The organism is Crateriforma conspicua (genome assembly GCF_007752935.1).
Taxonomy (GTDB): domain Bacteria; phylum Planctomycetota; class Planctomycetia; order Pirellulales; family Pirellulaceae; genus Crateriforma; species Crateriforma conspicua.
In genome coordinates, this window is the sequence record NZ_CP036319.1 from 5,197,637 (window position 1) to 5,217,707 (window position 20,071).

Consider the following 20,071-nt stretch of genomic DNA (forward strand, 5'->3'; position numbering starts at 1 on the left):
CCTTGATGAAGCCACACCGCGATGATCCCGCAAGCACAACACCGCGATTTCCTAGACCCACAAATGCTGGTTCGACTGTCGTCGATCCCGTTGTATTCGCGGCAGGCAATGTTGGGAAACGTGTCCGGCATGCACGCCAGCCCGCACCGCGGTTCCAGTGTCGAGTTTGCGGAGTACCGCCGATACGTCCCCGGCGATGATTTGCGACGTCTGGATTGGCGTGCCTACGGACGTTCCGACCGGTTTTATGTCAAAGAATTCGAAGCGGACACGAATCTGCGGTGCCACTTGATTTTGGACACCAGCGGTTCCATGGGTTACGGTTCCACCGCGGCAACCAAGCTGTCCTTTGCCCGCCGCATCATTGCAACGCTGGCGCACCTTGCGATCCAACAGGGCGATGCGGCCGGATTGACCGGCATCGGTGAAACGATCACCGAAACGTTGCCGCCACGTCGCACCCCCAGTCATCTGCGGGTGATGTTTGATGTGTTGCAAAACATCCGCCCCGGTGGCGGAACACAATTGGTCCAGCGGATTCATGAATTCGCCGACACGACGCGTCAGCGTGCCTTGGTCGTGATCGTCAGCGACCTGTTCGTCGAACCGGCCGAATTGCGTGGGGCGATCGACCACTTGCGGTTTTGCAAACACGACGTCGCGGCTTTCCACCTGATTGATCGTGAAGAGATTGATTTTACGTTTTCTCGACCGACACGCTTTGTCGACATGGAAAGCGACGAACACGTCTTCGCAGACCCGAACGATATCGCACCGCAATATCATCGCGCGATGTCCGAATACTTGACCAGCATTCGCCAAATGATGTTGGAAAGCGCCGTCGATTATCACCGCGTGATCACGGACCAGGACGTCGAAATCGTCTTGCGTCGTTTTCTGGTCGGCCGGGCCGGCGGTCGCCAAGCGGTCGCCGAAACGTCCCCCATTGATTCTTCATCGGTCGGCGGTGTGGGATGACGTTTCTGCAGCCCTGGATGCTGTGGGCACTGCCGCTGGTTGCTTTGCCCATCATCATCCATTTGATCAATCAACGCCGATTCCAAACAACACCTTGGGCGGCGATGTCTTTTTTGCTGGCCGCCAATCGCATGTCGCGCGGCTATGCCAAGCTGCGTCGCTACTTGATCTTGGCCGCTCGCACATTAGTTGTGGCCGGTCTGATCTTCGCCGTGGCTCGACCGCTAAGCAGTGGTTGGCTGGGCACAACGATCGGCAGCCGTGTTGATACAACACTGATCTTGCTAGACCGTTCACCCAGCATGGGTCAGATCACGCCCGGTGGACGCACCAAGCTGGAAACGCTGACCCGCCGCTTGGTCGAATCGTTGAACACCATTCGATCGGATCGCTATGTGTGGATCGACACCAACCAAGAACAAATCTTGGAACTGGAGAATCCCGAACAGTTGATCGAGTTGTCGGCAGCCGACACGGATGCGGCGACAACCGACACGGCCGATCTGCTGGAAGCCGCGGCCAAGTACATTCGCGAAAACCAACCGGGCAGTGTGGATTGTTGGATCGTGTCGGACTTGCGACGCAGCGACTGGAACGTCGACAGCGGACGTTGGAATGCGATCAATCGGTCGCTGCGGCAGATCAGCCAACCGGTTCGATTCCATCTGTTGACCGATGCGGCATCCGCACCGAACAACCGCAGCCTACGCGTGCAATCGGCCACCGTCGCGTCAGCAGCCAAGGGCCCCGACCCAACGGAAACGCCCGGGGCCGGTGAACTACGTCTGTCCTTCACGATCCGGCAAGTGGGCGTGTCTAGCAATGATTCCGCTCGTCGCGAACTGCCGATCGAACTGGACCTGAACGGTGCACGCAGCAAATTCAACGTTCGACAGACCGGCGAATTAACCGAGATCAACCAGTGGGCCGTGCCTCTGGACGCGGGGCAACGAACCGGTTGGGGAAAGCTATCCATCCCCGCAGACACCAATGCGTCCGACAATGAGTATTACTTCGTCTACGGCAGCCCGGTGATTCGAAAGTCGATTGTGGTGACCGAGGATGCCGTCGATGGGGACACCGAAACGGCGCGGCCGCTGTTGCTTGCCGCGGGCATTTCCACCACCCCGGAAATCCGCTGCGAATCGGTCGCGATGACCCCAAACGACTTGGCGAAAGCCGATCTGGATGATGTCGCATTGGTCCTATGGACCGGGCCGCTGCCGCCGGAAAGCACACAAGCTTTATTGGATCCTTTTTTGCGCCGCGGCGGACGCCTGATTTGCTTTGCCCCTGATTCCGGTGGCGATGAAGATCCAGGCATTGCCTGGGCGGGGCTTTCTTGGGGCGAAGCCTTGCAACACGAAAGCGACGTCCAGGTCGGTCGCTGGATCGGTGACCATGATCTTCTGTCAGGCGTCCGCAGCGGTGACTCATTGCCGGTTGGCGACCTAAAGATCCGCTGGCATCGCCCCGTGTTGGGTGATCAAATCGGCTTGGCCCACCTGCCCGACGGCGCCCCGATCATCGCCCGATCGATCGCCGATGTCCCCGGCGTTTACTTCATCGGCACGGGGATATCCGCGGACCAATCGTCGTTGGCTCGTGATGGAGTTGTTTTGTATGCATTGATCCAACGTGCGTTGGCCGATGGAGCCGACACGTTGGGACTGACCCAACAATTGACCGCGGGGCAAAACCAATCGGACACGGACACCTGGCAGCGGTTGACCGGTCCGAATGTGGGTCGATCGACGACCTATTCGTTGCACCGAGGCGTTTATCAAGACGACGACCGATTCATCGCAATCAATCGTGGCGAATCCGAAGACATCGAAGCGACCGTTTCCAACGATCAACTGGATCGCATCTTCGCGGGTCTTCGTTACGACCGGATTGAAAACGTGGGCGGGTCGACCGACAGCTTGATCCAGGAAGTTTGGCGAACGTTCCTGGTGTTGATGATGATTGCCTTTGCGGCCGAGGCACTGCTATGCCTGCCTCGAATCCGCCGAACGTCGGCCCCGGCATCCAGCGGACGTGTCACCGGTGGCCGGGGTCGCGGCGCCGGCTTTGATCAGAAGGGGGCGACCACATGATCGAAACCTTTTTGATCGCCCAAACACGATCCAGCTTGACCTTTTTGCCAAGCAGTTTCTCCGTCCTGCTGTCCATCGTTCTGATCGCCATCACCTCGTGGGCCAGTTTCGTGTCATGGCGACGCAGCCGATTCGCGATCGGTGTGGGCGTTTTGGAAACGCTGCGTTTGTTGATCATGTTGTTGATCGCGGTGCTGTTGAACCAGCCCGAATGGGAAAGCCAGTACCAACCGGAAACCGAGCCGACCATCGCCGTACTGTGGGACAATTCGCCCAGCATGCGAACCCAGGACGTCGACGCGGCGTCGGTGGATGCCCAACGTCAGACACGACAACGAGCGATCGAAGGCTTGAAGGACGAAACCGTCTGGCAAAGTGTCGGCGAAGATCGCAAAGTCATCATGGCCCCCATAGGACAACCTGACCGTGGCACCGACCTCAACAGCCCGATACAAAAAGCTGCATCGGAGATCGGCGAATTGTTGGGCGTGGTGGTGATCAGCGACGGGGACTGGAACGAGGGCGCATCGCCCGCCGACGGGGCTCTGCAGTTGCGAATGCAGAACGTCCCGGTCTACGGCGTCAAAGTGGGCAGCCCACAAAAATTGCCCGACCTAGAATTGGTCAACTTGGACGTGCCGACGTTTGCAACGCTGGGAAAAACCGTCCGAATCCCGTTCACGATCCAAAGCTCGTTGCCGCGCAAGGTCGCCGCCACCGTCAGTCTGAAATCATCGAATGGTGAAACGATGGACCGATCGGTGGAAATCGAACCGATGTCCAAGACGGCCGACGCGTTTTTATGGAAACCAGACGGAGTCGGCGACTACGAAATCACGGTCCGCTTGCCAGACCATCCGGACGACGAAATCAAATCCAACAACCAGCGCACATCGCCGATCGCCATCCGCCGGGAACGACTGCGTGTGCTGGTGATCGAGTCGATTCCACGATGGGAATACCGCTACCTTCGAAACGCTTTGTCGCGCGATCCGGGAATCGATGTCGCTTGCTTGCTGTTCCATCCCAACTTGGAATCCACCGGCGGCGGTTCGACCGATTACATCAAAACGTTCCCGGAAACCATCGAGGAACTGTCGCCGTTTGACGTGGTCTTCCTGGGCGATGTTGGCGTCGGCGAAGACCAGCTGACCCAAAAGCAGGCGGACCTGCTGAAGGGTCTAGTTCAATTCCAGGCCAGCGGCTTGGTGCTGATGCCGGGTTGGCAGGGGCATCAATTCGACTTGCTGGAAACCGAACTGAATCAACTGTATCCGGTCGATTTGGATTCGTTGCAACCGGAGGGCTGGGGCGCGGCTGATGCGGGACATTTCCAACTGTCCGAATCGGGGCGGCGAAGCCTGCTGACCAAATTGGCCGACACCCAAGAGGAAAATGCACAGGTGTGGGAAGGCTTGCCCGGTTTCCAGTGGTTCGCGCCGGTGGTTCGCAGCCGACCAGGCACCGAAACACTGGCGGTTCACGGCGAGGTCAGCAATCAATACGGTCGTCTGCCGTTATTGGTCACGCGAACATTCGGTGCCGGCAAAGTCTTGTTCATGGGCACCGACGGCGCATGGCGTTGGCGGAAAGGCGTCGAAGACAAATACCACTATCGATTCTGGGGACAAGTGGTTCGTTGGATGGCGTATCAACGAAACATGGCGCGCGGCGATTCCATGCGTTTTTATTATTCGCCCGACCAGCCGTCGCGACGCCAAACCATGTCGCTGACCGCTCATGTGATTTCCGAAAGCGGTGAACCGCTGGAAAATGGAAACGTTGTCGCTCGCATTGAATCGCCGACCGGAACCGTGGAAACGGTTCGCTTGACAGCCCAGGGCGATCAATGGGGCGTCTATCGCGGTACGTTCGTTCCCGAAGATCCGGGGCGTCACGAAGTGATGGTGACGTCCCCCGAGTCACCATCGGATTTGCAGACCAACTTTTTCGTCCAGGGCCAAGTGGTGGAAACGATCGGGCAACCAGCCCGCCCCGAAGTGTTGGACGAATTGGCAACCTTGACCGGCGGATTGTCGGTCCGTGTGGACCAGGTTGACCAAATCTTGGATCGATTGGCGGAACTGCCTCTACCACCGCCGGAGATTCGACGGGTCCAACTGTGGTGCAACCCGGTCACGATGGCCGTCTTGTTGGTCGCCCTGGGGCTGTTCTGGGTCGGTCGAAAAATCGTCGGACTGATTTAGGATCACCCCCTGATTTTTTGCGACCCATCGGGGTGGGGTCGCCTAGAATGATGCACCGTTGAATGATCCTTCATTCGCCCCTGCCGAATCCATCCGCCCGCCTGCCGTTGTGAACCGGAGCCTGTCTGAGTGTCCGACAGCATCGCCCCCCAATCCAACGTCCAACTGCCCGATACGCTGAAGCGGTCGATCACTGTGTTTCGACGCCGATTGTGGACTCTGAAATTATGGGAAGCATCGGCCTTGGCGGTTGCGGGCGTGCTGTTTGGATTCTTTTTCGTGTTCATCGTCGACCGTTTCGTCGACACACCGGCATGGATCCGCCTGCTGATCCTGATCGGTTCCCTAGCGGTGCTGTTGGTGGTGCCATGGGCCATTTATCACTGGATCGTTCGACGCCGGACGCTTCATCAAGTCGCCGAATTACTGACCACCACCCGCCCGGCCATCGGCGATCGATTGATGGGCGTCATCGAGCTTGCAGACAACGTGGACGAACAGGGCCGTTCGCCGCGATTGGTGCGTGCCGCAATCGATCAAGTCAGTGATGATGTGGATCATGCCGACTTGCGGCATGCGATCCCACACCCGATGCACGGTCAGCGATCGCTGACCGCCGCGATCATGCTGATCGGCTTGGGATGTTTGACAGGGATTTCCGCCGCGGCAACCGGCAACGCTTGGTCTCGATACCTGACGCCTTGGTCGGACGTGTCGCGATTCACGTTCACCCAAATGGAACCGTTGCCGGATCAGATGATCGTCGCACACGGCGAAGCGTTTGACTTTGATGTGGCCTTGGCAGGTTCCACCGAAAGTCGGCCAGAGATTGCCACGGCACGTTTGGCCGATGGACAACAAACGGCATCGATTGACGACGAAGGCTATCACTTTCATTTGCCCGGACGTTACCAGGAAGGCGCGTTGGAATTGTCGGCCGGCGATTATCGCGGTGCCACCAAACTGGTTCCCGTCACACGTCCGGAACTGGCCGATATCGAAGCGACAATCCACTTGCCGGCCTACCTTCAGCGTGTTGAACCGATCATTCAAACGCTTCGGGGCGGTTCCCTGTCGGTCGTCCGCGGCAGCCAGGTTGAACTGCAGGTCAATACATCGCGTGATTTGCGATCGGCCGATATCAACGGCTCCCCCGCCGATGTATCGGGGCATGCATTTGAAGTGCCTCCACAATCGGTCCAGTCGCCATCACGACTGACGCTTTCCTGGCGTGACGTCCACAACCTGCAGCCCGCCCAACCGTTCGAACTGCAATTAACTGATGTCAACGATGCCGCACCAACGGTCACCGCCGACGGTCTGCCAAGACATCAAGTGTTGCTGGATTCCGAAACCATCGCCTACACCGCATACGGCCGTGATGATTTCGGCATTCGACGTATCGGCCTTCTTTGGCACCACGTGGACGACGAAGGCAAATTGATCGACGGTGGCGAAAAAGTCATCGCGGCGGGTCGACCAGATGCGGACTTACTGGAAGCAACGGGGACATTTACGGCCAAAGATCTGGAACGACGTTTTGACCGTGTCGCCGTTCAGTTGTACGTCGAAGACTTCTTGCCAAACCGTGAGCGAGTTTTAGGGCCGATCAGTGTGTTCGATGTGCTGACGGCCGATGAACACGCCATCTGGATCGCCAACCAACTGGCCCGTTGGCAACGCCAATCGCTGGATGTTCGCGATCGTGAATTGAAACTGTACCAAAAGAACAGTGAACTTCGACGCTTATCGAAAGAGCAACTCAATGCACCGGAGACGCGGCGTCAATTGCAAGCTCAGGCTCGTGCCGAACGCGCCAACGGGCATCGTTTGAATCGGCTGGTCGGCGAGGGAGAATCGCTGTTGGCCCAGGCGATGCGTAATCCGGAAATCGGCGTGGGGCACATGGAATCCTGGGCCGAAATGATGCAAGTCCTCAAAGACATCTCGGGCAACCGCATGCCCAGTGTCGCCGATCTGTTGCGCAAAGCGGGTGAATCCGAATCATTGTCACGCAGTGATGCGGCAAGAAAACGTTTGACCGCTGGCAAAAATCGTGTCAATCAATCCGGCAAATCGGAATCCGACCAGGAGGACGAAGGCGACCCGCCCGCCAAAGCACCCGGTGTCACCGATGTTGAATCAACGCAGTTGGATCTGAGCGAACAAAAGCAACCAAAATCGGGCCCAAAAAAGGCTTCGTCGGGTCGTCTTTCCCTGCCCACCACTCGTCTGGCCGGCAACGCCGTTTCCGATCAAGAGCCACCGGAATCCGAACCCCAGGAAAACGAGATCGACGAAGCGGTCACCGAACAGGACGACCTGCTGGCCGAATTTGAAAAGGTGGTCGGCGAACTGGACAAACTGATGGCCAACATGGAAGGCAGCACGTTGGTCAAACGCTTGAAAGCGGCATCGCGAAAACAAGATGCCGTCGCGGATCAGTTGACATCGGTTTCGCAATCCACCTTTGGGCGCGATGCATCCGAGGCTGCCGAGGCGGGTGCGACGCTGTCGGAGTTGTCTGAGAAGCTGACCGGCTATCGGACCGACGTTTCGTACATCATGGACGACATGGACGCCTACTATGAACGTAGCCGCTATGTCCAGTTCAAGACGGTCCTGGATGAAATGCGCAGCGAAGATGTCACCGGTGCACTCGGTCAATTGTCTAACGACGTGGTCGACCAGAGCGGTATTTCCATCGCCATGGCCGAATACTGGAGCGACACGCTGGACCGCTGGGCAGAAGACTTGGTCGAACCCAGCATCTCGGGATCATGTCCAGGCGGAAAATCACAGAAAAGCTTGCCCCCGTCGATCGTGCTGGAGGTTTTGCAGATTTTGGAAGCCGAGGTCAAGCTGCGAGAATCGACACGCGAGGCCCAACAAGCACGCCCCGACCTGGACGCCGATGACTATCACCAACGCGCCACCAACTTGGCGGTGGAACAGGCTGACCTAAGGAACCGGACCGATCTGGTTTCGCAACGTATCAACGAATTGCCCGACGCCGGCGAGCACTTCGTCAAGGAGCTGAAAAAATTGACCTCGGTGTCGATCGTGATGACCGAGGCGGTGGGAATTTTGGCGACTCCTGAAACGGGCAGCGAAGCGATTGCAGCGGAAACCGAAGTGATTGAATTGTTGTTGGAAACCAAACGCATGTGCCAGGGCGGCGGGGGCGGAGGCGGCGGTGCCAATCCGGGTGGCGGCGGTGGAGGCGATACCGATGTTGCCGCATTGGCATTGGTCGGCGCAGGATTGAACGCCAACGAAGTCCGCGAAGCGTCACGGACCGAGACGAATACTGGAAACTCCGGCACACCGTTGCCGGAAGAATTTCGATCGGGCCTGGACCAATACTTTCATCAAATCCAACAGTGGAACGCGTCGCCATGATCGCGAAACGGCGGCGATTACGACGTGACGGCTTTGCATGCGTGCGGATCATCGGTTGCATCTATCTGTTGCATGTTTGGACGGTTGCCTCGGCTTTCGCCGATGATCCGCTAAGCGAAACACTGTCGGCGATCGGCAACGTTGCCCAACGTTTGCTGTCGACCGAACCTGACTGGACACGGCCGCAGTACCATCAGTTCGACGGCGATCCTGACCTGACCAACGATGCCAAACCGGTTGTCCAGGCCACCGTCCAGCGTGAATTGGAATTCATCGACCGGCACTTTGACTTGACGCCCCAACAGCGTCTGGCGATCGCGGCACGAGGCGTGACCGTGACCAGCAAAGTATCGGATTGGGTCATGAAGTCGGACGGGGAATTTGAATCCACGGCGATGCCACCGGTGCTGTCGATCCTTCACCATTGGATTCAACCAGCACTCAGCGAAACGCTGTCGGCCCAACAGTTGGAACGCTGGGAAGTCATCCTGCGCAAACGCCAAGATCGGTGGCGTGGTGCCAATGCCGCCGTCATGGTGGATGCTATTGATTGTGTGATTCCGTTGCGTGTCGACCAGCTTGAACCATTGCACCAAGTCTTCATCGACTACGAAAAGGGCAATGGCGATCGTCACGACGGCGTATTGCTGTCGCCGTCATATGGAGAAGACGCTCCTTTGGCCCGAACCAATACGGTGCGGCGTCTGTTGGATTCACGCCAGCGTCAGCTATTGGATCGCCGGCCGCCAACGGATTTTTCAAACGGCCAGCGTTTTGCCGCGGGGCTTGATTGCGCCATCACCGATGCGTCGCCCCTAGTCAGTGCCGATATTGAACAACTTTGGCAGTCCGCAATCGAATTCCAACGCGCCAAACGTATTGAAAGTTCGCAGGATGAGGTTCAGCCCGCCGCAGCCACCTCCGAAATCGAACTCTCGGACGATTCCGCAGACGTCGTGGTGATCGAAAACGCCGTCGAAATGGCAGTCGTCGAGGAACCGGAAGTCCAACTGGAAAGGGTTGCGGACGTCGAAGTGGAAGTGGTGATCGACGCAGCAGACGCGGTTGTCTTCGCGGAAGATTTTCTTTCGTTCACTCCAACCGAGGTGAATCCAGATGCGCTGGACCAGCTTCTGATCAACAACGTCAATCGCATGTCCGATGTGAAAGACCTTTTGAAGAAGCGTTTGGAAGCCAAATTGGAGGTCGTCGTCGCTGCGACCGACCTTCCCGTGCCTCATCAGGAAAAATTGCGTTTGGCCGGAATGGCCGACATCCAAAGTTTGCTGAATGACTATGCCCGGTTCAAACGTCGCCTTCGCGGTCCCAACGCCAAAATCACCACGCATGCCGAAGCCCGCGATCAGACGATGGAATACCGCAATCGAATCGGGCAGGGGCTCCACGGGAAAGGTTCCACATTTCAAAAACTGTGGCGGTCAGTGCCCACTGAGTATCGAACACGATGGGCGGCTTCCCAGCGGCAACGAGCGATGATCAAACATCAATTCGCCTGCGATGTTTGGCTGGCCAACTTCAGTTATCGAATCGCATTGACCGACCGCCAGCACCAACAGCTGTTGAAACACCTGCGCAAACTCGACTTGCCGGACGCGACCGATCAGACGCTGGCACAACGGCTTCGCCACCTGAGCCAGGCGGTCGCATCGATGGACACCCAGCCGCTGAAGGACATGTTCAACGATTCGGACCTTGAAAGAATGGTCGCCCACGCCGAGTCCAATCATCCCTAACCCAACCGCATTGAGTTTGAACGCCCGAATGGTCAATTCCAAAACGTTTCGATCCTGCGTCTCCGGCATTGCCTGCTGCATGCTGCTTTTTGGGACCACGCACTGTGGTGCACAAGTGCTGGAGATTCGCACCGGCGAAGCGGTGCCGCGCGAAGTTCGTGAGATGTACGACGCGGGATTACAGCACCTGATCGATTCTCAAGACCAACAGGGCAGTTGGAACAGCAGTTATCGCGGGGCCGGTGTCGACGGCATGGCGGTCATGTGTTTCTTGGCGTCGGGGGAAGACCCAAACTTCGGTGCCTATGCGGCCCCCATGCGCAAGACTTTGCGAAACATGTTGCGTCAACAAAGCCGGCGAACGGGTTTCTTTGGCGGCAGCATGTATCACCACGGCTTTGCGATGCTGGCGGTTGCCGAAGCCTACGGGACAGTTGACGACCGAAATTTGTGGCCGGGGGAATCCGAATCCGAGCAGATCACCTTGGCCGAATCGCTGGAACTGGCAGTACGTTGCGCCGTCACGTCACAAAAGAAAAACAGCTATGGCGCATGGCGATACAACCCAAGCGGAAACGATGCGGACACCTCCGTTTCGGGCAGTGTCTTGGTGGGACTGTTGGCCGCACGCAACGCCGGCATCGAAGTCCCCGACGAAGCCATTGATCGTGCCATCAAGTACTTCGTCAGCATGACATCACCCTCCGGCCAAGTCGCCTATGCCGGCGGCATGGGTGGCTTTGACGAATCCATGGCACGCATTTCCATCGCAGCCTTGGTCTATGCGGTCGCCCGTCGCAAAGATTTGCCGCAATACAAACAAACGCTGGAATACCTCAAGAGCCGGTTGGTCAGTGGCGGACGTGCGGGTTTGGGCTCGGTCGAATACCAGAATTACTACCAGGCTCAGGCGTTGTTCCAAGGCGACGAAGAAAGTTGGAAGAAGTGGAACCAAAAGCTGATCGACACTTTGAAAACTCGCCAACAACCCGATGGAAGCTTTGACGGCAGTTACGGAAAGTCGGTCAGCACTTGTCTGTCCTTGTTGGCCTTGGCGTTGAATTACCGCTTTCTGCCGATTTACGAACGTTAGAGCCAATCGCCATTCACCTTGATCAATCTTCCCCGACCACCGGCAAGAATCCAGGATTCAATTTGGCCGGCCCCCGATATCGCATGACCAGATTCAACTGCTACCGAACCCACTTGCTGACCGCGTTGGCGATCGCGGTCTCGTTGTCGTCATCCCATCTCGGCCTGTTGCTCGCCGATGGAATCTTGACGCTATCGGATTACCAAACGGTCGTCGGCCAGGTTTCCGACGCACCGACGCCAGCGACAGACGATCCCATCTTGGCTTGGCAGGGCGCCGGTTTTAGCGATCCCTTCGTGTTTCCAATTGATCACGTCAAGAAATTGGAATTTCAAGACGCCAATGAAATCAACCAGCAACAGGCCACATTTGCCGTGGAGCTGTACCAGGGCGATTTGTTGACCTGCGACTTGCTTTCGATCGACGCGAACCGATTGGTGCTGAAAGAACCGGATTTGGGCACACTGCAGATCCCACTGGATGCAGTGCACCGTCTGTATCGTGTCGCCGACAATCCGACGCTGGTGTTTGCACACTTGGCCGGACTGCAAGATTGGTCGGGCAACCACTGGAACAACGAAGGCTGGTTCGAAGAAGGCATCGCATTGGGGTCCGACCGCCCCGACGCGGTTTTGATGGGCGACTTGGGAGTGCCGAATCGTGCCATCATTGAACTGGAGCTATCGTGGAAAGGTGCCCCCAATTTTCACGTCTCGCTCGGCTGTGACCCCACGCAATCACCTGAAGTTTCCTCCGGCTGGGCGATCACCAGCATCGGACGCACGCTGGCGGTCTTTCGCGAACGGCAACACTCCGCCGACTTGGACATTCTGACCACGCTGGAAGACGATTCGTCGATTCGTTTGATCGCTTTTTTAGACCAGGACGCTGACACGATCGCCGTCTATCATTCCGATGGATCGCTGGCCGGTCAGCTTGCTGCGGAACCGAAAGACGATGACGAGGCCGAACCGTCCGACGATTTGCCGCGAGTCCGCATCGCAAACGGTACCGGCATTTCCGTCACCAATCGCGAAGGCACGACCTATCTGCGACGGTTGCGGGTGGCGAAATGGATCGGCGACGCCGGACCACAGTCCGATACAGACGACGCGGTGGTCAGCGTCGTGACGATTGATGGCAAGGTCGTGACGGGCCGAACCGCGGAATTGACATCGGATGGTGAAGGTTTGGTCATGGCTGCGGATCAGCAGCAAGAAACCATCGCGATGAAGCAGATCGCCGGAATCAATTTCCCGCGACCAGCCGATATCGAATCTGCTGACGATGCGATTCAACAAAAAGACATTGCCACTCTTTTACTTGGCGACGGCGGACGCTTGCTGGGCCGCGTCCAGAAAGTCACACCAACGCATATCCAGATTCGCCATGCCGCGACTGGTCACGTCGGAAAGCTGCCCCGACGGCGCGTGCGTCTGATCCATTGGCGTGAACACCGGTGGCAGACGATTGAGGATGATTTGTCGGTTTTGCAACAGGGTGACCACCGAACCTTGGGGCGAATGACCACCGCGGTCGAAGACGCCGCTGGCGGGGATGATGGGGAACGCGGCAGCGGCTTGCCCTCCCTGGCATGGCAGCCACGCGGCAGCCAGACCGCCGCAAGCTTCACCCCGTCGGTCAGCGGTGTGATTCGCAAGCCATCAGCATCGGCGACGACTGCACAAGCGAACTCGGCGACAGCGGATCGATCGGGACGGTCGCAAATCGACGATGTCAGAAAACGCCTAGCGGAACTTCGGGAAAACAAATCGCCTGATCCACCCGTCGCCAACACGAAGAAGTCATCCGATCAAACCACCAAGGATGCCCCGCCGAGCGGACCTGCGAAGGATGCGTTTGCGCATCACGTGTATTTGGTGTCAGGAGACCATTTCAGCTGTGACGTTTTGGGCGTGGCCAAGGATGGTCTGCAGATCCGCTCCGCCGAAAGTGGCGTGTCGACTTTGCCCGACGGCCAGATCAAGGCCGTGCAGTTCGACTTGAAAACGAAAATCCCAAATCTGGAACAAGCCAAACGCAAACGATTGTTGACGCTGCCACGGTCTCAGCACGACGCGCCGCCGACGCATTTGCTGATCGCGGCCAACGGCGACATGATGCGATGTCAAATGGTTTCGATCGACGAAAAAGCTGTCACGGTCACGGCGCGGATGCAGGAGTTGGCCGTTCCCCGAAACCGAGTCACACAAATCATCTGGTTGCACCCCGAAGACTTGTCGGCGGCAAAGGAGAATAAGGATTCACAAACTCGGTCCGATTCCCCGGATGATCTGAATCCTGAGACTCGGTTTGACGATCACATCCAAGCAGTGTTTCGCAACGGAAATGACCGGCTGACCTTTGTACCCGCGGCACTGGACGACCAAACATTGTACGGTCGGCACGGCGTTTTCGGCGATTGCCAGGTTGACCTGCATCAGCTGGACCGGTTGATTCTGGGACGCGCCATCGGGCAAGCCTCTGGTCCCGCCGCCTATGGATCCTGGGCCATGAAGCTTGCGAAAGAACCGGTTGTCGCCGCCGCGATGCGTGGCGAAATGACGGTGCCGCCGCACCCATTGAACGGTCAAAAAGCCCCTGAGATTAATCTGCCTTTGGTCGAAGGCGGTCGATTCAGGTTATCAGAATATCGGGGCGAAATCGTTTTGGTCGACTTTTGGGCATCCTGGTGCGCCCCATGCATACAGACAATGCCAATGGTTGATGAAGTGGCCGCACAGTACGAATCGGAACAGGTGCGTTTGATGACGATCAACATCAGCGACGCCGACGCACAGATCCGAAGCAGCCTGCGACGCATGAACATTCAACCGGAAGTTGCGATGGACATTGATGGCGTTGCGGCGGAACGATACCAAGCCGATGCGATTCCCCAATTGGTGGTGATCGACCGACAAGGCGACGTCGCCGGCGTGTTCGTGGGTGGCGGCGATTTCATGATTGCGCGGCTAAAAGCGTTGCTTGATTCCATGACTGCGCCCGAATCCAATGTCGACTAGGCACTGTTCTTCAATGTGCCATTTCGTGGATTTTTCTATCGACATCGATGCAACGTCATCAAAGCAAACGCGGTGCCGTACGGACGATGGTAGTCGTACAGCGGGTAATCCCACCACGAACCATTCTTTTCCTGTCGGTCCAACATCAGCTTTGCCAAATATGGGGCAAAACGCTTTTGCTGTTCAGACGGCAAATGCTGTAAAGCAAATGCACCGTAGTAGTGACCGAAGTAATAGAAGTATCCCGCGACCTGCATCCACGACTCATGAGGGATCGGACGTTTTCGCCCGATGTCCAGCCATCCATTGCGCAAGTACAGCCGCGTCAGCCATTTCGACAAAACGTCATCGGTGACCTCCGGCTGATTCCACATGCGTAGCGCCACGTTGCAGCACTGGCTTCTTCCAAGACTCCCACCAGGACGATTGATCTCACGAGCCGGACGGTCTTTCAGATATTCGCCGTACAGATACGAGAAATCCGGTTTTTGCTGACGCTGTAGCGCGGCGATCGCGCGATCCACCATTCGGTCTGGTGGCTTGACGCCGATTTCGTTTGCTTCGGCCAGAGCGACCAAAATCGCACCATTGACGAAACTAATCGAATCCGACGTCGGCTGATTCGCTTGGTAACGAAAGTCGTAGTACCCCCATCCACCGTCAACCGATTCGTACCTTTGCAAACGCTCGAATTGCTCTTTCAGCAACTTCACGATCCGTTCTTGCTTATCCGCATCTCCATCGTGCCGCTGGTGCAATCGCACCAGGGCCTGGATCGCATAGCAGTGTCCCCAAACGTTGTAAATCGCATCGCCGGTCGCCCGACGCAGATGCGAAATGTGCTGGTATAGCCATTGCTCGGCTTTGTCGATCGTCGCCTGGGCCGCCGTGTCATCCTCAGTTGCCGTTTCCAGTAACGCGCTGATGCACAGCGATGTCGTCCCGGCGCGAAACGCGTGATGGGCGCCCGGGACGGGGGCAAAGATGTTCAATGCTTTAGTTTTTGTCGCCGAGCCCCAAGAACCGTTCGGGTTCTGGTCTTCGATCAGAAAGGCGATCCCGCGGGCAATCGACGCATCCAACTGATCCTGATCGATCGGGTCAATACTCGGCAGCGACTGTGGGTCGGTCGCCGGAATGATTTCTTGCGCCGACGCACCGGTGGCGATGAAGCCCATCAACTGCACCGCACAGCCCAGCGTCACGCAGGCAAGCGAAAGTCTCATTCGTCGTCCTGCACTTGCCGTTCGATTTCGACTTCGCAAGCCATCGTCGGACGAACACCGGAAACCTTCTTCATTGGTACGGAGATCACGCAGTCGAATTTCCCGGGAACGTAAGGCACATCGGCAACCTCACGCACCTTTGCGGTGAAACTGACGTCCGGCATCGCTTTAGCGGTCAACACCACCGGCTTACCAGGCTGTATCAATGCCCGGTGCTGTTCGGGAATATCCACACGAACCTGAAGCTTGGCCGGATCGACGATGGTCGCAATCACCGTTCGATTCGCCAGCTTGCTGCCGGGCGACCACGAAACCGGTTTGTCGGACAGCTTGCCCCGATTGAGCTTGCCGTGCAAAACGATTCCTTCGTGCGGTGCCTTCAGAACCACGTCCTTGCGTTCTTCACGCATCTGTTCAAAGTCACGCAGCGTCTCTTCGACGTCCTCTCGCTTTCTTTCCATCTCCAACTCGCGTTTGCGTTTGGCGATGTCAAGTTCGTGCATCGCCTTGTCGTACCGCATCAGCGCACGGTCTAGAGCTTCTTCTTGGCTGGCCTCTCGGCGTGGGATCAACACATCCAATGCACGTTGGATGCGGATCTTGGAGCCTGTCAGACGGTGCATCGCCGATTCGTAAGTGAACTGGGCGCGACGCAAGACAATCTCCTCAGATTCTTCGGTTAGATCATCTTCTTCATACATCTGTGTTAGCTGGTCGAGTTCTTCTTTTGCGCTCTCGACGGAAAACTCCGCTGATTTTAGATCCTGTTTCGCGTCGGCAATCTCGCGTTCCAACTGTGTCTTGATGAAGTGGTCGTAGTCGCTGCGGGCATCGTCTCGCGCTCGCTTGGCCGCGTCACGATCAAGCTCTTGCGACTCAAGAAATTGTTCGTACGCAAACTCATCAGCTTCCATTTGCAGTTCGGCAAGTCGATATTCCGTTTCGGCTTTTTCTAGTTTTTCGTCCAACCCATCGGTATCGAACCAGATGACGGGGGCCCCCGCTTTGACGGTCGTTCCATGCGGCAAAATCCGCAGAAGCTTAAATTCCGTCAGTTGCTCATTGTCGATCATCAACTCCGACTGACGAACCGCCTGAAAAATCCCGTCCAGTTTGATCGGCGGTGACGCCTTGGCGACGGTCTCCGGGTCTGCCTTTTTATCAGATTGTTTTTCTTGTTCCGCCGGCGAATCTGCAAGCAGCGGAAATGCGGTTACCAACAACCACATGAATGAGAATGATCGGAATTTCATGGTGCGTAGCCGTCGATGGATCGAAAGAGTCAGGCGACCGATTCCAACCATGATCGCAAGCGATGGAACCGAAGTCCAGCAACTGCGACGAAAGTGGCATCTTTCACCGACACACTCTGTATCTCACTCGGTCGACGTTGGCTGACTTTGAAGCCCCATGCTATTGACCGTGATCACTTGATACCGCCCAGGCGTTCCGCTGGGATCCAAGAACTTCATCTCGGGAGCGTCAAACGCAGGCGTGTCGTGATAGGTGTTTCCTTGAAACAAAGGGCGTCCGAATTGACTTTTTGATTCTTCAGGCACGCGGCCGATTCGATGGCCGTCCTTCAAGATCACAAACGCCGCGATTCCCGATTCCAAGTCCGCTTCGGCGTGCCACCGCACTTGGTTACCTTCGGCCGAAACCAATGTGGGCCGCGGCGGCGGGGTGGTGTCGGCAACTTCACCCGCGCGAATGAACTCAGCCCATTTCAATGCCAAGGCTTCATTGGGCAGCCAATTCGCGGTCGTAGGATTCGGAGGATTGATGGGTGAAAGCTGAGTCACGTCTTGATAATTCTCGTGCAACGGAACCAAGACTCCGCCGTTCAGGTCAACCGGTTTCAAATCAGCCGTCCCCGGTGTTCCCGGCAAACGCATTGCCAAACAGGCATCGAAAAACGGGATCGCCAGATAGCGTGAATCTCGTGTTTCGTGTCCGGACTTGGGATCGGGTGCGAACGCGATCGGTGCACCGCGTTGCCGATAGTCTTTGACCATCTGGTAGCAGCCGCTATACGCAGATTTGAACCGCTGGTGATCACGCTCCTTGAAGCCCGGATTGGCGACCATGGGGATCCCCATCGCGGCGTCCGGAATTGTTGGAGCTTCAATTTCACCGGACACCCAACGACTGTGGGCCGTTCCCGATTGGAACCAGATCGCAACGATCCGCTGTGGATATTCCATCTGCATCAGACTGGCCCAGAAACCCCCACCGGAATGTCCCCACAAACACCAGGGAACGCGGGCCAGTTCGGGGTGCATTGACTGTTCGGCAAGTTGTTCGAGTGAAGTGACGAAAACTTCGCCAGACCCCTGACGCGGATCACACCACAATCGGCAATTCTGATCTTGGCTTTGGTGGTAACGTGGACTGAGCAACGCGCAATCCCATTCGCGTGCCAAGGCTTGCCAGTGCAAATCCTTCGCCGCCGTTTCCCCGCTTCGGCAAGCCCCTTCGCCACAACCGTGCTGATGGACAATGATGCCGCGCAACGTCACAGCGTCATCGGGAATCCATAGATTAAAAGTGACACCGATTTGCAACTGCGATCCGTTGGCTGATGGGGGCACGTGGACCGAAAAGGAATCTGCGAACAGCGGTGTAACGCAAAAAATCGCAAGCGAACAACCAAGCAACCGTATCGTCGGCATCATGTCAGTGGGCGGGAAAAAGGTGGGGCGACGTGGGGGAAGGCGAGTGCGATTAGAATACACGCACCAACGTTCCGACGTTGGATTCCCCGCACCGAGAACGGATGACTGATGAAGAACTTTCCCTTGCTGATTGCCGCCACACCCATTCACGCCGCGCTGCTTCCCGCCGCCCTGTTTCTTTGTGCCGTACTGGTTGCCACGCCGGTCGCCAAGGCGCAGGGCACGGACGATCGTCCCAACATCGCCGTCGTCCTGTGTGATGACCTCGGCTACGGCGACCTTGAGTGCTACGGCCATCCGATCATCAAGACGCCAAACCTGAACGCGTTGGCCGATGGGGGCATTCGCTTTACCGACTTCTATTCGGCAGCCCCGGTTTGTTCACCCTCGCGTGTCGGATTGCTGACCGGTCGCAGCCCCAACCGTGCGGGCGTTTTTGATTGGATACCACCATCCCAAAAACCTCGTCCCGACGCTCGCGAGCAGGTTCACATGCGAAAGGGAGAGGTGACGATTCCCGCTCTGTTGAAACAAGCGGGATATGCGACGTGCATGGCGGGCAAATGGCACTGCAATGGCAAGTTCAATCATCCGTCACAGGCTCAACCCGGCGACTTTGGATTTGACCATTGGCTTGGCACTCAAAACAACGCCTCGCCGTCACACCAGCAACCGGTCAACTTTGTTCGCAACGGCCAGCCGGTCGGCAAAATCGACGAATTCAGTTGCCAGTATGTCGTCACCGAAGCACTTCATTGGCTGCAAGACACCGCGGACAACGACCAACCGTTTTTTCTGTACCTGCCGTTTCATGAGCCACACGAACCAGTTGCATCTCCGCCGGAGTTGGTGCAACAGTACTTGCCAATGGCGAAGAACGAAGACCAGGCACAGTATTTTGCCAATGTCGCCAACGTCGATGCCGCCGTCGGGCGTTTGGTAAAGGGATTGGAAGAACTGGGCCAGCGTGACAATACGTTGATCATCTTTACCTCCGACAACGGCCCCGAAACACTCAAACGGTATCAACGTGCGAAACGTTCCTATGGAACCCCCGGACCGCTGCGGGGAATGAAATTACACACCACGGATGCAGGATTTCGAGTCGCGGGAATCATGAATTGGCCGGCTAAGATTGCCGCGGGACAAATCGTTTCCCAGCCCGTCTCGTCACTGGACTTCCTACCGACGTTTTGCTTGTTGGCCGGCAATGAACCGCCGCAAGACATCTCGCTTGATGGAACCGATTTCCGCCCGGCGCTCGGTGGGAACCAGATCAATCGCATGAAACCACTGGTTTGGTGCTATTACAACGCGACCAACGAAAGTCGCGTAGCGATGCGATCGGGAAACTACAAAGTGCTGGCCAAGTTGAACGGTGGACAATTACCGCAGATGCAAAACATCACGCAGAAAACTTATCCTGCGGTTCGTGATGCGGAACTGACCGATATCGAGATTTATGATGTGACCACCGACATCGGCGAATCCGATAACTTGGCTGGCCAAGACGAAACGCTGACTCGGACCATGAGTCAACAGATTCGATCTGAATACAAAGCACTGGTTGAAGATTCCCACGTGTGGCCCGTTGCCCGGCAATAGCACAGGGGA

The 20,071-nt window shown here is 57.0% G+C and carries 11 protein-coding genes; 8 read left to right on the forward strand and 3 right to left on the reverse strand.

All coding sequences use genetic code 11. The features are described from left to right. The first annotated feature begins 21 nt into the window (after positions 1 to 21). The 7 genes from Mal65_RS19010 to Mal65_RS19040 all read left to right on the forward strand — a co-directional run bounded on the left by Mal65_RS19010 (position 22) and on the right by Mal65_RS19040 (position 14,556). Positions 22 to 978: a DUF58 domain-containing protein gene (locus Mal65_RS19010; protein WP_145301170.1), complete on the forward strand. Its 957-nt coding sequence runs from the start codon at positions 22 to 24 to the stop codon at positions 976 to 978. After that, complete coding sequence (locus Mal65_RS19015; RefSeq protein WP_145301177.1) at positions 975 to 3,077, forward strand: N-terminal double-transmembrane domain-containing protein; 2,103 nt, start codon at positions 975 to 977, stop codon at positions 3,075 to 3,077. The genes Mal65_RS19010 and Mal65_RS19015 overlap by 4 nt, the downstream gene beginning before the upstream one ends. Next, positions 3,074 to 5,284 carry a hypothetical protein gene (locus tag Mal65_RS19020; RefSeq protein WP_145301180.1) on the forward strand — a complete coding sequence of 737 codons (2,211 nt, stop codon included), beginning with the start codon at positions 3,074 to 3,076 and terminating at the stop codon, positions 5,282 to 5,284. The genes Mal65_RS19015 and Mal65_RS19020 overlap by 4 nt, the downstream gene beginning before the upstream one ends. 129 nt (positions 5,285 to 5,413) lie before the next feature. After that, on the forward strand, positions 5,414 to 8,686 hold the full coding sequence (locus Mal65_RS19025; RefSeq protein ID WP_145301182.1) for a hypothetical protein: 3,273 nt from the start codon (positions 5,414 to 5,416) through the stop codon (positions 8,684 to 8,686). Then, positions 8,683 to 10,440: a hypothetical protein gene (locus tag Mal65_RS19030; protein ID WP_145301184.1), complete on the forward strand. Its 1,758-nt coding sequence runs from the start codon at positions 8,683 to 8,685 to the stop codon at positions 10,438 to 10,440. The genes Mal65_RS19025 and Mal65_RS19030 overlap by 4 nt, the downstream gene beginning before the upstream one ends. 10 nt (positions 10,441 to 10,450) lie before the next feature. After that, positions 10,451 to 11,533 carry a prenyltransferase/squalene oxidase repeat-containing protein gene (locus Mal65_RS19035; protein WP_231131174.1) on the forward strand — a complete coding sequence of 361 codons (1,083 nt, stop codon included), beginning with the start codon at positions 10,451 to 10,453 and terminating at the stop codon, positions 11,531 to 11,533. A gap of 83 nt (positions 11,534 to 11,616) precedes the next feature. Continuing rightward, the gene (locus tag Mal65_RS19040) at positions 11,617 to 14,556 is read left to right on the forward strand and encodes a TlpA family protein disulfide reductase (RefSeq protein ID WP_145301187.1); all 2,940 of its coding nucleotides are present in this window, start codon (positions 11,617 to 11,619) and stop codon (positions 14,554 to 14,556) included. Positions 14,557 to 14,591: 35 nt separating this feature from the next. Here Mal65_RS19040 and Mal65_RS19045 read toward each other — a convergent pair whose 3' ends face one another. From Mal65_RS19045 to Mal65_RS19055, 3 genes are all read right to left on the reverse strand, one after another. After that, positions 14,592 to 15,782, reverse strand: a complete 1,191-nt coding sequence (locus Mal65_RS19045) for a prenyltransferase/squalene oxidase repeat-containing protein (RefSeq protein ID WP_145301190.1) — start codon at positions 15,780 to 15,782, stop codon at positions 14,592 to 14,594. Continuing rightward, on the reverse strand, positions 15,779 to 17,035 hold the full coding sequence (locus tag Mal65_RS19050; RefSeq protein ID WP_165701382.1) for an HlyD family secretion protein: 1,257 nt from the start codon (positions 17,033 to 17,035) through the stop codon (positions 15,779 to 15,781). Before Mal65_RS19050 ends, Mal65_RS19045 begins: the two co-directional genes overlap by 4 nt. A gap of 123 nt (positions 17,036 to 17,158) precedes the next feature. Further along, positions 17,159 to 18,457, reverse strand: coding sequence for an alpha/beta hydrolase family protein (locus tag Mal65_RS19055; protein ID WP_165701383.1), 1,299 nt, complete (start codon positions 18,455 to 18,457; stop codon positions 17,159 to 17,161). A 108-nt stretch (positions 18,458 to 18,565) separates the two neighbouring features. Here Mal65_RS19055 and Mal65_RS19060 point away from each other — a divergent pair, with 108 nt between their 5' ends. Next, positions 18,566 to 20,062, forward strand: a complete 1,497-nt coding sequence (locus Mal65_RS19060) for a sulfatase-like hydrolase/transferase (protein WP_145301198.1) — start codon at positions 18,566 to 18,568, stop codon at positions 20,060 to 20,062. Positions 20,063 to 20,071 lie beyond the last annotated feature (9 nt).